The organism is Marinactinospora thermotolerans DSM 45154 (genome assembly GCF_900167435.1).
Lineage (GTDB): Bacteria > Actinomycetota > Actinomycetes > Streptosporangiales > Streptosporangiaceae > Marinactinospora > Marinactinospora thermotolerans.
Genome location: NZ_FUWS01000001.1, coordinates 442,305 through 456,384, shown reverse-complemented (window position 1 = coordinate 456,384; position 14,080 = coordinate 442,305). Strand labels below are relative to the sequence as shown.

The following is a 14,080-nucleotide window of genomic DNA, read 5'->3' as shown; positions in this document are numbered from 1 at the left end:
GGTCGTCTCTTCTGGTGGAGCGCACGGGGTCAGGTCATTTTCCGCAGTGCCTCCAGGTCGGTCTTCCCGGTGCCGCTGATGGGCATGGTCGGCTGCCGGCGGAACAGCGCGGGGACCATCTGCCGGGGGAGGTGTTCCTGGAGGAAGGCGCGGAGTTCCCCCGCCGAGGGTGCGTTCTCCGCGGCCGCGACGAAGTGCGCCGCGAGCATGGTCTCGCCCAGAGGGCTGAGGACGTCGACCACCGCGCACTCCTCGACCCCGGGATGTCTGCGCAGGGCCGCCTCGATCTCCCCCAGCTCGATCCTGTGGCCGCGCAGCTGGACCTGGCGGTCACGGCGCCCGAGGTAGTAGAGCGTGGCGCCGTACAGCCTCGCCCAGTCGCCGGTGCGGTAGGCCGCCTCTCCGTCGACCGTCACGAACCGCCGCGCCGTGGTCTCGGGCCGGTTCAGGTAGCCCGACGCCAGCCCCGCCCCCGACACCAGGAGCTCGCCCGGTTCCCCTTCGGGGACCTCTTTCAGCGTGTCGTCGACGAGGCGGACCCGCAGATGCGGCAGCGGCCGCCCGATGGGGGTGTGCCCGGGATCGGCGCTCGGGGGTGGCGGGTCGAGCGGGCAGCTGCTGACGACGACCGCGGTCTCGGTGAGGCCGTAGAGGTTGTACATCCGGGCCTGCGGCGCGGCACCGGTCCGCTTCCAGCGGGCGACGGTCTCCAGGTTCACGGCCTCCCCGCCGAGGAAGACGCGGCGCAGCGCGGGCAGCGGAGCGGGGTCGCCCTCCAGGGCGGACACGAGGTAGCCGAATTCGGTGGGGACCTGGTTGAGGACGCTGACGCCTTCGGCCCGCAGCAGGTCGAGGAAGCGCACCGGGTCGTGCGTCCTCTCTTTGGAGACCACGATCAGCCGGCCCCCGCTCAACAGGGCTCCCCACAGCTCCCAGACGCTGAAGTCGAAGGAGGGGGAGTGGAAGAGCGTCCACACGTCACCGGGCGTGGGGGCGATGAGGGGGCGCGCCGCGTCGAGCATCGCCAGGACCTGGCGGTGACCGACGACCACCCCCTTGGGGTGTCCGGTGGACCCGGAGGTGTAGATGACGTAGGCGGCCCCCTCGGCGATCTCCTCCTTCGCGTGGGGGGGCCGGCCGGTGCGCGCCACGCGGGGAGCACCGCCGTCCTCGTCCCATTCCACGATGGTCGAGAGCCGGGCGTCCTCCTCGATATAGGTCTGCCGTTCTTCCGGGTAGTGCGGATCGATCGGGACGTAGGCGGATCCGTGCGCCAGGATGCCGATGATCCCCACCGCGATGTCCACCCCGCGGGGCAGGCGCAGACCCACCAGGCCGCCGGGGGGCACACCGGCGTCGTGCAACGCGCGGGCCAGGGCCGACGCCCGCTGCTTCAGCCGGGCGTAGGTCAGCGCCCGCGAGTCGTCGCGGACCGCCACCGCGTCCGGACGCTCACGCACGACCTGCCAGAGTCTGCCGTGCAGGCTTGTCGAGGACTGTCCCAAAAGCATGTTCCTCACCTCGGAGAGGGGCCGTGGGGCGTCGGGGCTAGAAGATCTCCGGGCAGTGCGGTTCCCGGTCCTCCAGGAACGCGGCGGACAGGTCGCGGGCGACGCCGCGATCGACGATGTCGACCGTGCCCGCCGCGGCCAGCGTCCCCAGCCGGGTGCCGCCCAACAGGAGGGCGCCGAGGTCGGCGATGTCCATCCGTAGGTGGGGGGCGGCGGTGACGGGGTGGGCGTTCGCCGTACCGTCCGATTCGACCCTCAGGCGCCACCGGCCCTGGTTCCATGGACAGAGGCGGTCGGTGACCTCCAGCACCGCCTCGACGGGGCGGGCGTAGCGTCGGGCGCCGAGCGCGCGCTCCAGGTCGACCACGCGCACCCAGAGGTTGTCGCTGAGCTGTGGCCGGGGCGCGCGCAGGTCGGAGAGCAGGTCGAGGAGGGGTTCGTCGGGCGCCACCGAGTCCACCGCGATCTCGGCCACCAGGTCCAGGTCGAGGAGGTGACGCCACAGGGACCGGTAGGCCTGCGGGGTGGCCGCGACCAGTTCCACCACCGTGACCGTGCAGGCGGCGCCGAGGTCGTTGAACGCCGGGGCGACCCGGTACACCGCGTACCCCTGCGGGTGCACGGCGAACCGGGGAGGGTCGTCGGGGGCGTCGGCGCCGAGGATCTGCGCCCAGTGCCGGTGGTCGCGCTGCAGCCACCCGGTCCGCTGGGCGGACACCTCCGTGTAGGGCAGGAGCAGGCGGGGGTCATCCGGCGCGCACTCCACCTCGTCGACCAGGCCGTCGGTGTCCAGGCCCGGCCGAAACGCCGCCCGGCCGGGCACCCGGATCCGGGCCTGGCGCGTGGCGATCCCATAACCGAACCGCCGGTAGATGCCGCTTTCCGAGGCCAGCAGGATGCTGATGGGCTGCTCGCCGCGCCGGTAGGTCTCGTCCAGCTGCGCGCGTACCAGTGCGGTGAGCCCGCCGCGGCGACGGTGGGTGGCGGTGATCGACATGCCGGTCATGGCCGCGGCCGGGCACTGACGCTCTCCGGGCAGTGTGATGGTCCGAGCGAACGCGCCCCCGCCGCCGACCAGCCGTTCACGGTGGAAGACGCCGTGGAAGCGCTCGGAGCCGAACCGGTCCAGGTAGCGCCGGCGCTCCTGGGGGCCGGGGCGGTTGAAGAACACGGCGGCGGCGACGTCGTGGAAATCCGCGATCTCATCGGCGTCGAGCCTGCGTGCGACCAGCCGATCGTCGGCCCGGCCGGTGCTGTCCGGCATTTCGCCTCCTGGTTGCTTGAACGGTCCGTCTCGCCACGACTTCGATGTCAGGAGGGGGAGACCTCGGAGGCGGAGGCGTGGAGCCCTTCGATGTGGGCGAGGCAGTGCGCCCTGGTCCCGGAGAAACCCGCGGCGCGCCAGCCCGGGGGGATGTCGCGGTTTCGCGGCCACAGCGAGCGGTCTCCGGCCTCGTTCACCACCACGGTGCAGGGGTAGTCCGGGTCGTCCGACAGGAAGGCGGACATGGGGGGCTCCTTTCGTGCGAGGTTCACAGGGTCTTCTCCGTGACGGCCAGGGTCCCGTTGGACCATCCCTCGACGTCGAGGCAGGCCGCGGGGGTGTGGGCGGGGTTCCCCGCGGGCGTGGGGAAGCGGTCGTCCCCGGCCGGGTTAGGGAGGCCGTCGGAGCGGTCGGCCACGCGCAGCAGCACCGGTTCGCGCGTCAGCTCCAGCACCAGGCGGAAACCTTCGGCGGGGACGGCGTGCAGCCACAACTCCCACGGCCCGTCGTCGGCGGGGGAGGTGGGGACGGAAGCCGGCCCCCCGACCAGTGACCAGGAGCGCACCGCGCCGGAACGCACGGCCAGCGAGATCTGGCGGGCTCCTCGGGGGGAGGACACGTCGACCACCACGCGCCGCCCGTGCTCGTGCGTTTTCTCCGAGACCACGTCGAGCACGGGGGGTGGCAGCTCCAGCAGGGCTGCCGGCGCGTGCAGGAGGTCCCTGTTCCACCCCGGGAAGTAGACGTCGAGGGGGCCTTTGCCGGGGCGGTCACCCAGGAACGGCCGGGTGGCCTCCCCCGGCGCGTCGTCGGTGCTCAGCCAGAACGCCCGCCGCCGGTCGGTGTCGACCAGGTACATCAGCGCATAGGGGTGGGGGCGGTCCGGCGTCGGGCGCGCCAACCGGAACTGGCGTAGGGCCAGCGCGCCGGCGGCCGTCAGGCAGGTCCCCAGCAGCAGGCGCCGCGTCCGCTTCCCGGTCTGGCGCCACATGAGCGGTCCGGCGAGCTCTCCGCCCAGCTGTAGCAGCGCCATGGCCGGTACGGCGATCCGGGGGGTCAGCCCCTGGTAGGTGAGCGCGGCGCGCGGGGCGAGCAGCGCCACGGCGGGGACGGCCGCCGCCACCTGCCCGAGGAGGCGGACGCTCGACCTCGGGGAGGTGGCCGTGAGCAGGGCGATCCCGCTGCCCACCAGGGGCAGGGCGGGAAGATGCGCGGCGCCGGGCAGCCACCGGGCGCAGCCCAGGGCCGCGGCGGCCAGCGGGACCGCGGCCGAGGCCATCCGGAGCTCGTCCAAGCCCGGTCGGCGGGTGGCCGCACCGGCCATCGAGAGCAGCCCCAGCGTGGCGAACAGCTCCTCGGAGCGGTAGAAGTCGCCGTGGCGGCGGAACTCCGGGCGGACCCGGCCCAGCAGGGACACCAGCCCCTGGGCGGCCAACGCTCCTCCCGCCAGCCGCCCCCACAGCGCCGCCTGCCCGCGCAACAGGTCGCGCGGCGAGATGCCGGACCTTCGCATCCAGCGCGCGAGGGCCCCCGCCCAGAGCGCGGCCGCGGCGGCGGCCAGCGGGCCGGCCGCCCACCGGGGATAGGAGAGGGTCACGCCGTTGGCGACGGTGAAGTAGGCCGACTCCCGCTCCTCAAGAGCGGACAGGTCGGTGTTGCGCAGCCGCTCGGCGAGCGCGAGTGCGAGCTCCCCGTGGTGTTGCAGACTGGCGGGATCGACATGTTCGATGTCGTCCAGGCGCGTGTGGTAGTAGGCGAAGTCGCCGATGTGGGCGAAGTTGAGTCCGGGAATCCCCCACGCGCGCGCGACGGCGAAGTCGGTGCTGTTGGGGATGCGCCGGTACACCTCGCCGAACAGGGAATCGACGAAATGGGGAAGGCCGCTGCGGGTCAAGGCCGCCACCAGGTCCGCTTCGCCGGACCCGGTCTCGAACATCAGGACGGGGCCGGAGGTGCCGCGCGCCTCGAAGTTCAGCATCGCGCCGACCCGCCGGGCCAACGGCTCCTCCTCGAAGAGCGCTTTGGCGCCCAAGAGCCCCAGTTCCTCGCCGTCGGTGAGGGCGATGACGACATCGTTGCGGCCCGGACCGCGGCTCTGCAACGCGCGGGCGACCTCGACCAGCGCCGCGGCCGGGACGCCGGCGTCGCTGGCCCCGGGCCCCTGGGCGACCGAGTCGTAGTGGCTGGTCAGGAGCACCGCCTTGCCTCCGGGGGACGTTCCCGGCAGGCGGGCCACGATGTTGTGGATCTTGCCGGCGGCCAGGTTGGCGGGGCCGTAGGGCATGCGGCCGTACCCCTCGGCGGCCACGGTCTCCTGCACGTGGACGTCGAATCCCGCCCGCGTCAACTCCTCGACCAGGTAGGCTCGGGCCTTCTCCGCGGCGGGGGAGCCGGTGGGCCGCGGCTCCCGCGCGATCGTGTGCAGATGGCGTTGCGCCCGCTCCGCCGAGAAGTGGTCGGGCGGAGCCTCGGCAGTGACCGGCGCGGGCGGGCGCATGGCCCGGATCGCCGCCGCCGCCCCGGCCACAAGGGCCAGCGGCAGCCCGACCCCGGTCAGTGCCTTGGCGATGGGGGGCATGGACGTTCTCCTTCTTCGGAGCCGACGGTGGTCTGGCGGGTTTCGGCGACAGGTCACTCCCGCGGCGGCAAGGACAGCAGCGACAGCCTTTGGCGGCGCAGCCGGCCCAGCACGCTGGGGCCCGACAAGGAGGCCGGACCGCGCGACCCCGAGGAGGCGAGCAGGCTCGGCTCCTCGCCGACGAAGTGCGCGCAGACGTTGCGGTGCGCGTCGTAGGTGGTCGCCAGGACCGACTCGAACTCCTCCACCTGCCCGGGGGCGTGCCGGGCGAACTGGGCCCAGGAACGGCTCACGGCTCGGATCTGACGGATCAGCTCCTCGTGGTCCCGCCAGTGCAGGCCGCTCATCCTCGGAGGGGCGACGGGCGGCATGAGGGTGGGACGGATCCGCGTGGTGTAGTCGGTCGGGCTGGCATCGGCGGCGAAGCGCAGCGTGGCGCGTCCGCTGCCCATCATCACGGCGGCCACCCCGAGGGCGGTGCGGGCGGATGCCAGGGCTCCGCGCTGCTGCGCCTGGCGGGCGTGGGCCAGGGCGAGCGCGCACGCCTGGCAGATCGCCATGAACAGGTGGTGGCCTCGCACCCACCGGACGAGGACGCCATCGTCGGCGTTGGACTCCGGCCCCTCCTCGGGCGGGAAGGCCAGGGGCGGCGGAGAGGACGGCCGGTCGTCCCCGCCGAGCCAGCCGAGCACCGTGTCGAAGCCGTGCACCAGGTCGGCCCACTCCTCCGCGGGAATGCGCGTCCCGTAGTCCGCCGCCGCCTCGACCACCCCGGCGGCGGCCTTGAGCAGACCGTCGAGCATCAGCAGCAGCGGCGGTCCGGCCACCCGGACGATGCCGAACGCCTCGTCGTTGTCCCGGTTGGCCTGCGACTCCCTCGGGTCCGCCTCGACCGGTTCGGGGGCGGGGAGGGGCAGCGTCTTGCGCGCGGCCCGCATCGCCTCGGCGAACAGGGAGAGATCACCGCGGACATCGATGGCGCCGGTCCGTTCGGTGATCGGCGCGACCAGGTCTGGCACCGGGCCGATCGGGGGCAGGGCGGTCAGCTCTTCGGGGATTCCCAGATGGAACGGGATGTCGGCCGACTGGGACGGACTCCAATCCATCAGTGGCTCCTTCCGTTCGCGCTGGAGCCCTCGCCGGTGGGGCTCGGCAGGAACCCGATCCCCTCCAGATAGCGAAGGATCGAATGCGCCATCGATTCGTCGATGGGCGGGCAGGAGATTCCCGACCCCGCCAGCTGGCGAAGGGTGTTCGCGCATTCCTCTTCGGGCCGGGTCTCGTGGATGTAGCGGGGGTCCAGGGCCCGGTAGGTCTCTACGGAGGCGTCTCGGACCAGCGGGGCGATGGGGTAGAGCGGGTGGGCCGGGCCGACTTCCAGGGCCCGCCGTCGGCCTTCCTCGAACGGGACGGTGTCGAATTCATAGCCGTAGGTTCTGACCCACTCGGCGAACTGCTGCGTCGGAATGGGGCGCGGATTGAACACGTGGTAGAACTCGCCCAGGGAATCGCTTTGCAGCGAGATGTGCACGATCGCCTGCGCGGTGTAGTCCACCGGCACGGAGTCGAGGATCCTCGGGAAGTCGGGAACGACCCCCATGGCCAGATAGCCGCGCAGCGCCACCAGCAGGTAGTCGGTGGTCTGGGTCACGCCCGAGCGCGTGTGGCCCATGATCAGGCCGGGGCGGAAGATGGTCACCGGGATGCCGCGCTCCCGCGCCATGTTCACGACCTTCTCCGCCGCCCACTTGCTCCCGGTGTAGCCGGCCGGCACACCGACGGCGGAGTGCAGTGGCGCGTCGTTCTCCAGGAACGGCCGAGGGCTGTGGGTGGCCAGGAGCGTGTCGATCGTCGAGACGTAGTGCACCGCCTTCAAGGTGCGGGTGCAGGCGAGCTCGATGATGCGGTGGGTCCCGACGACGTTGGGCTCCTTCAGCGCGGAGTAGGGGTAGACGAAGTTGACCAGCGCCCCGTTGTGGTAGATCGCATCGACCGTCTCGGCCAGCTCGTTCCACTTCTGTTCCGCCAGTCCGAGCCGGGGCTCGCCCAGGTCGCCGGCCAGGCAGCGGACCCGCTCGATGCGCCTGCCGACATCGATGCCATAGCCGCGCAGGCCCTCGACGATGCGCTGCTGCGCGGCCTCGTCGTCTCGCGCCCGGCACAGGCACACGACTTCCGCGTCCGTGCGGAGCAGGAGCTCTTCGAGCAGATGCAGCCCGAGGTAGCCGGTGGCGCCGGTCAGGAGCACCCGGTTCGGCGCCGTCCAGTTCGCGTGCGGGAGCCCGTCGGGGCTCACCCCGGCGTCCAACCGCCCGTCGGCCTCCAGGGTCGCCGAGTGCTTGCGGGCCAAGACGCCGTCCATCCCCTCCTTGCGGTAGATGCCGATCACCTCGGCCACACCGGCCACAGTGGGCACCTTGAAGAACTCGTGCAGCGGGATCTCCACCCCCAGGCGCTCGACCAGCACCGAGGTGAGCCGGGCGATGCTGATCGAGGTCCCGCCGGCCTCGAAGAAACCGGTGTGCACGTCGATCTCGTCCAGGCCGAGGACGTCGCAGAACAGGTCGGCGACCTCGCGCTCCACCTCGTCGCGCGGTGCGGTGCGCACCGGCGAGGTGGTCGGCGTCGAGAACAGGGCGGCGATGGCCGCCCGGTCCACCTTTCCGTGCGGGGTCCGCGGCAGCTCCGAGACGGTTTCCACCACATCGGGCACCATGTGCGCGGGCAGGGAGGCGCGCAGCGCTGCGCGGAAGCCCTCCGCGGCCGGCCCCGCCTCCTCCTCGGCGACGATGGCCGCGGCCAGCCGCGCCGAGGCGCTGCCCGCGTCGAGCACCACGCAGGCCGCCTCCCGGATATCGGCGCGGCTGGTCAGGGCCGCGTCCACCTCGCCCAGCTCCACCCGGTACCCGCGGACCTTGACCTGGTCGTCGACGCGGCCGAGGAACTGGACGGCGCCGTCGGGCAGTCTCCGGCCGAGGTCGCCGGTGCGGTAGAGGCGCGCGCCCGGGATAGGGCCGAACGGGTCGGGCAGGAACCGCTCCGCGGTCAGGCCGGGGCGGCGGTGGTAGCCGCGGGCGACCCCGGCACCGCCGAGCACGATCTCGCCGACCACCCCGTCGGGGACCGGCCTCAGCTCGGAGTCGACGACGTGGATCTGGGTGTTGGCCAGCGGCCCGCCGATGGGGACGGGGGCGGGGAGCCGTTCCTCGGCGGCTCCAAGGGGGATCCGGTAGGCCGAACCGTCGATGGTCGCCTCCGTGGGCCCGTACAGCTGGGCGACCTCGGCCAGCCACCGCCCGCGGACGCGGGTGATGAGCGCCTCGGGAAGGGCCTCGCCCCCGGTGAGCACGAGGCGGATCCGGCTGCACTCCCCGGCGGCCGGGTGCTCCGCCAAGGCCCCGATCAGCGACGGCACCCCGCCCAGGACGGACACGCCTTCGTCGCGCAGCAGCCGGATCAGCCCCACGGGGTCGCCCATCTCCTCATCGGAGGCGAGGACGACGGCGGCGCCGGCGGTCAGCGGCCACAACAGGGCCCACAGCGAGGGGTCGAAGGTGAAGGCGTGGTTGTGCAGGACGCGGTCCTCACGGGTGAGCCCCCAGGTTTCCTGGCGCCAGGCGATGTTGTTCAGCAGGCCCGCGTGGGGCACCTCCACCCCCTTGGGCGCGCCGCTGCTGCCCGAGGTGTAGATCAGGCAGGCGATGCCCTCCGGCCGGGCCTCGAACGGGGCGCCGCCGGCGGGGCGCGCGGTGAGCTGGTCGAGCCGGAGCACCCGGCCGGGTGGTTCCCAGCCCCCCGTGGCCGCGGACTCGGTCAGCACCACGCGCGGGGCGCAGTCGTCCAACAGGTATTCGACGCGCTGCCGGGGGTGCGCGGGATCGATCGGGACGTGGACCGCCCCGGCGCGCATGGTCCCGATCGCCGCCGCCAGCGCGTCGGGGGTGCGCCGCATCATCACGGCGACCCGGTCGCCCGGGGCCACGCCGGCCTCGGCCAGGATCGCCGCCACGACGGAGGCGCGGTCCCACAGCGTGGCGTAGTCGATGCCGGCGCCCCGGCAGCGGACGGCCGTCGCCTGGGGGGTCGTCCGTGCCCGCTCGCCGATGAGGTGGACGACCGTCTCCGGTCCCCGCTCCCGCCGCGGCCCCCGGCCGGCGGCCAGGACCCGCTCTTGCTCCTGCGGGGCGAGCAGCGGCAGATCCTCCACGCCCGCCTCCGGCGCCGGGCCCTGGAGCACCGCCTCCAGGGCCAGCAGGTAGGCGTCCAGCACCCCGCGGACGAACGCCTCGGTGTACAGGTCGGCGTCGAAGTCGGCCCGCACGCGCAGCACGTCCGCGTCCGCGTGCACGAGCAGCGCCACATCGGCGTCGGTGGCCGAGGGGACCTCGGGCAGGGGCCGCGGCCCTCGGCCGGCGCCCTGCGGACGGGGGCGGGCGTCGACGACGCGCAGCTGCGTCTGGAAGGACGGCGCCCGGCTCAGGTCCCGCTTGGGCGGGTGGCGTTCGAGGAGGTAGGCCAGCGGCGGACGCGGGGCGGTGTGGTCGAGCTCGGCCAGGGCGGCGCGCAGCACCTCGGCGATCGTGCCGCCCTCGGCCGAGGTCTGCACGGGACGCATCTCGTCCAGGGCCCCGAGCAGGGGACCATAGGAGTCGGGACGCGGCCGGAAGAGCCCGCTGCGCGCGGTGCGCAGCCCGCAGTGCCGCATGAGGACCAGGTGCCAGGCGGCGAGGGCGGCGGCGGTCAACAGACGGGTGTCGACCGCCTGGAGCGGCAGGCCGGCACGGTCCACGGCGGCGTGGGACCTGCGGGCTCCGCGGACGGCGGGGCGCGCCACGGGCGGCGGGATCTCGGTCGCCGCGGGCCGCTGCTCCCGCGCGGCCCACTCGGCCGCCTCCGCGCGCGCCTCGTGGCCCGCCAACCACTCCCGCCGCTGGGCCAGCACGGTGCTGAGCCGCGCTGCGGCGGCCCGCGGGGCGCCGGACACCGCTGCCGCGATGTGCTCCAGGGAGGTCTCGTCGAAGAGCAGCCGGTGCCCCACGAGCAGCAGCTCGGTTCCGCCCTCGCTCAGGACCGCCCGCAGGAGCGGTCCCGTGGACGTGGAGAACGGCTCCTCGGCGATGTGCGCGAAGGCCGCCGCGTCGGGGCCGCCCCGGAACAGGGCGATGTCGGCGGTGGGCAGCACCAGCCGCACGGGAACCCCGGCGACCTCGGTGAAGACGCTGCGCAACGCCTCCTCGGCGGCCACCAGGGCCCCGAGGTTCCGCTGCGCTTCGGCGAAGTCCAGCGGCTCCTCCAGGCGGAACCGGGCACGCACACCGGCCTGGGCGCCCCCGAGATCCTCCAGCAGCCACGCCCGACGCTGCTCGACGGAGAGCGGATGGGCGGCCGTCGCACCGAAGTCGGCGACAGCGCGGTGCAGCTCTGCGTCGAACCACGGCGTTGCGCCCGGGACGAAATCCCAGTCGGGGGAGGCGTCGCCCACGGGCGCCTGCGCCCGCGACCCCGTGCCGTCCAGGCGTCCCTGACCGCGCGCCACCGCCGCGGCGATCCGGTCCACCGTGGGTTCCAGGTACAGCTGTTTGACGGGGAGGCGGACCCCCAGTTCGGCGTCGATCCTCTGGACCAGCTGCGCGGCGAGCATGGAGTGGCCGCCGACCAGGAAGAAGTCGTCGTGCACGCCGACCCGCTCGGTGCCGAGGAGGTCGCGCCAGATATCGGCGACGCGGCGCTCCAGTTCGGTGCGCGGCTCGGTGTACTCGGCGCCCAGGTCCATGCGGCGTCCCAGCCCCGCGAGCGCGCGGCGGTCCACCTTGCCGTGCGGGGTGAGGGGCACGCGGTCGATCTCATACAGTTCGGCCGGTACGACGGCCTCGGGCAGCGTCTGCGCGGCGTGCTCCCGGACGGTGCGCGCCCACGCCTGGTCGGCGGCGGCCCCCGGGGCCGGCACGATGTGGGCCACGACGCGCGCCGAGGCCCCCTGGCCGGCGACGGTGACCGCGCAGTCGTCGACTCCGGGGGCGCCGCGAAGGGCGCTCTCCACCTCTGCCGGCTCCAACCGGTGGCCGCGGACCTTGACCTGGTCGTCGGTGCGGCCGACGAACTCCAACCGGCCGTCGGGGCGCCGCCGCACGATGTCGCCGGTGCGGTACAGAAGGCCCGGGCGCCACGGGTCGGGCAGGAAGCGTTCGGCGGTGGCGCCGGGGTGGCCCGGGTAGCCGAGACCGACCCCGCGGCCGCCGATCAGCAGTTCCCCGCAGATTCCCGGGGGGACCGGCCGCATCTCCGTGTCGACCACGACCGCCGCCGTGCCGGGGATGGGGGAGCCGATGGTCACGGGGGAGCCGGGGGTCAGCCGAGCGGCGCACGACCAGATGGTCGTCTCGGTGGGCCCGTACAGGTTCCACACCTGGGCGTCCGTGGCCGTCAGCTCCTCGGCGAGGTCGGCGGGCAGGGCTTCGCCGCCGCACAGTATGCGAAACCCGGCGGGCGGGCGCCAGCCGCCGTCCAGGGCCAGCCGCCAGACCGCGGGGGTGGCCTGCGCCGTGGTCACGCCCGGCCGGGAGAGCAGCGCGGCCAAGGTGGCTCCGTCGGCGGCCACGTCATCGCCCGCGACGTGCACGGTGCCGCCGGTGACGAGCGGGCCGAGGAGCTCCAGCAGGGAGATGTCGAAGGTCGTGGTGGTGAGCGCGAGCAGCGTCTCCTTCTCCGCCAGGCCGATCAGCGAGGTCAGGCCCTCGAGGAAGACGGCGAGGTTGCCGTGTGAGAGCAGCACCGGTTTGGGTCGCCCGGTGGTGCCCGAGGTGAACATCACATAGGCGGGCGCTGTGGCCTGCGGCGCCCGGTCGCCGGGGAAGTCCTGTCCCGGGCCGGAGTCGGCGGCCAGGGCGATGGGCAGGGTCGCGTTCGCGAAGGGCGGGGGGACCTCGTCCGGGGCGTCGCAGAGGACGGAACGGACTCCGGCCTGCGTGAGCATGGCCGTCCTGCGGGCCACCGGCAGGTCGGGGGCGACCGGGACGTAGACGGCCGAGGCGCACCAGCAGGCCAGCAGGGCCACCACGGTGCGGCGTCCGCGGTGGCAGTGCACCCCCACCCGGTCACCCGGGCGGATGCCGGCGGCCTGTAGTGCGGTGGCCGTTTCGCGGACGGCGGCCACCAGTTCGCGGTAGGTCAGCGTCCCGTCATCGGCCACCACCGCGGTGAGGTCGGGCCGGCTCTCGGCTCGGCGCAGCACCGCCGGCCAGGGCGCGTAGGCGGCATGGGGCTCCAGGTCCCGCTCAGGGGCCGACGGGGGTGAGGCGGAGCGGGCGGACTCCTGTCCCTCCTCGGCCCGGGACAGCGGCAGCACCGACACCGGGGAGGGGTCCTCGGCGCTCAGCCGCTCCAACAGGACCAGGAACTGCCGGACCAGCCGTTCGGCGGTGGAGCGTTCGAAGAGCTCATCGGAGTACTCCAGAACGCCGCGGCACCCGCCGGAGGCGCTCTCGACGAGGAACAGGGCCAGGTCCAGCCGAGCGGTACCGGAGGCGACCTCGGACACCTCGGCGGTGAGGTCCGGGAGCCGGTATTCGGTCGTGGCCTCCTGCTGAAGGCTCAGCATGACCTGGAACAGCGGGTTGCGGTCGAGCGTCCGTTCGGCTCCGACCGACTTCACCAGGTCGGAGAAGGGGAGATGGGCATGGGGGAGCAGGCCGGTGACGGCCCGTCCCATCCGCCGGGCAAGGGTGCCCAGATCCGGGTCGTCGCGCAGGTCGGCGCGGACCGGGCAGGTGTTGGCCAGGTAGCCGACGACGCCCGCCAGTTCGGGGCGGTCGCGGTTGGCCACGGGTAGGCCGATCAGCAGGTCGTCGGTTCCGCCGTTGCGGCTCAGCACAGCGGCGTAGGCGGCCAGGAAGACGCCGGCCAAGGTGGTCCGGTTGCGCGCGGCCCACGCGCGCAGGTCCGCGGTGAGGCCGGCGGGAACGGCCACCGGGACCTGTCCGCCCGAGAAGGAGGGCTGGGCCGGACGCGCCCTGTCGGTGGGCAGGTCCAATGACCGCGGTGCTCCCGCGAGGGTCTCCTCCCAGTACTTCTCGGCGGCCTTACGCGCCGGGGGCGCGCCGTCGGCCGGCTCGGGGTAGGCGTGCCCGACGAAGTCGGCGAAGTGCAGCTCGACCTCGGCCAGAGCGGGGGGCTGCCCGGCGGCGTGCGCGCGGTAGGCCGCCAACAGCTCATCCGCCACGATCTGCAACGACAGGCCGTCGCACACCGCGTGGTGCACGCACAACGCCAGCACGTGGTGGGCGGGGTCGAGCCTTGCGAGCAAGGCGCGCATCAGCGGCGGCCGGGCCAGGTGCCATCCGCGGCGGGCCTCGCCGGCGAGCAGCCGGGGCAGGTCTTCGGCGTCGGTGTCGGTACTGCGCAACGTCACCGCCGCGCTGGGGACGATCACTTGGAGCAGGCGGCCCTCGACGGTCCGCAGGCCGGTGCGCAGCGCCTCGTGCCGGTCCACGACGGTGTTGAGCGCCGCCTGGAGGGCGCGCTGGTCGAGCGTTCCCCGCAGGTCGATGCGGACGCAGACGTTGTAGGCGCGGGTCGCGGCGGCGTTGAGCTCGCCGAGGAACCACAGGCGCTGCTGCCCCGGCGAGGCCGGAACGGCGACCGGGCCGCTGTTCACAAGGTCGGTCACAGGGGTCTCCTTACGCGGTGGGGAGGTGATCGGCCGGGGCGCGTCCGCTGAGCGCGGGGCCG

6 protein-coding genes are annotated in these 14,080 nt (G+C 73.8%); all 6 read right to left on the bottom strand.

The genetic code is table 11. The features are described 5' to 3' along the window. Window positions 1–29 precede the first annotated feature (29 nt). Genes B5D66_RS01960 through B5D66_RS01935 form a run of 6 tightly spaced genes read right to left on the bottom strand, consistent with a single transcriptional unit; the run spans window position 30 to window position 14,018 of the window. Entirely contained in the window at window positions 30–1,511 is a 1,482-nt protein-coding gene (locus B5D66_RS01960; RefSeq protein ID WP_078759806.1) for an amino acid adenylation domain-containing protein, read from the bottom strand. Between the two features lie 37 nt (window positions 1,512–1,548). Beyond that, window positions 1,549–2,775: a GNAT family N-acetyltransferase gene (locus tag B5D66_RS01955; RefSeq protein WP_078759805.1), complete on the bottom strand. Its 1,227-nt coding sequence runs from the start codon at window positions 2,773–2,775 to the stop codon at window positions 1,549–1,551. Window positions 2,776–2,822: 47 nt separating this feature from the next. Further along, window positions 2,823–3,020, bottom strand: coding sequence for an MbtH family protein (locus B5D66_RS01950; RefSeq protein WP_078759804.1), 198 nt, complete (start codon window positions 3,018–3,020; stop codon window positions 2,823–2,825). A gap of 23 nt (window positions 3,021–3,043) precedes the next feature. Continuing rightward, window positions 3,044–5,353: a M28 family peptidase gene (locus B5D66_RS01945; protein WP_078759803.1), complete on the bottom strand. Its 2,310-nt coding sequence runs from the start codon at window positions 5,351–5,353 to the stop codon at window positions 3,044–3,046. A 53-nt stretch (window positions 5,354–5,406) separates the two neighbouring features. Next, a complete protein-coding gene (locus B5D66_RS01940) occupies window positions 5,407–6,459 on the bottom strand; it encodes a hypothetical protein (RefSeq protein ID WP_078759802.1) in 1,053 nt (350 codons plus the stop codon). Beyond that, window positions 6,459–14,018, bottom strand: a complete 7,560-nt coding sequence (locus tag B5D66_RS01935; RefSeq protein WP_159457197.1) for a non-ribosomal peptide synthetase — start codon at window positions 14,016–14,018, stop codon at window positions 6,459–6,461. Before B5D66_RS01935 ends, B5D66_RS01940 begins: the two co-directional genes overlap by 1 nt. Window positions 14,019–14,080 lie beyond the last annotated feature (62 nt).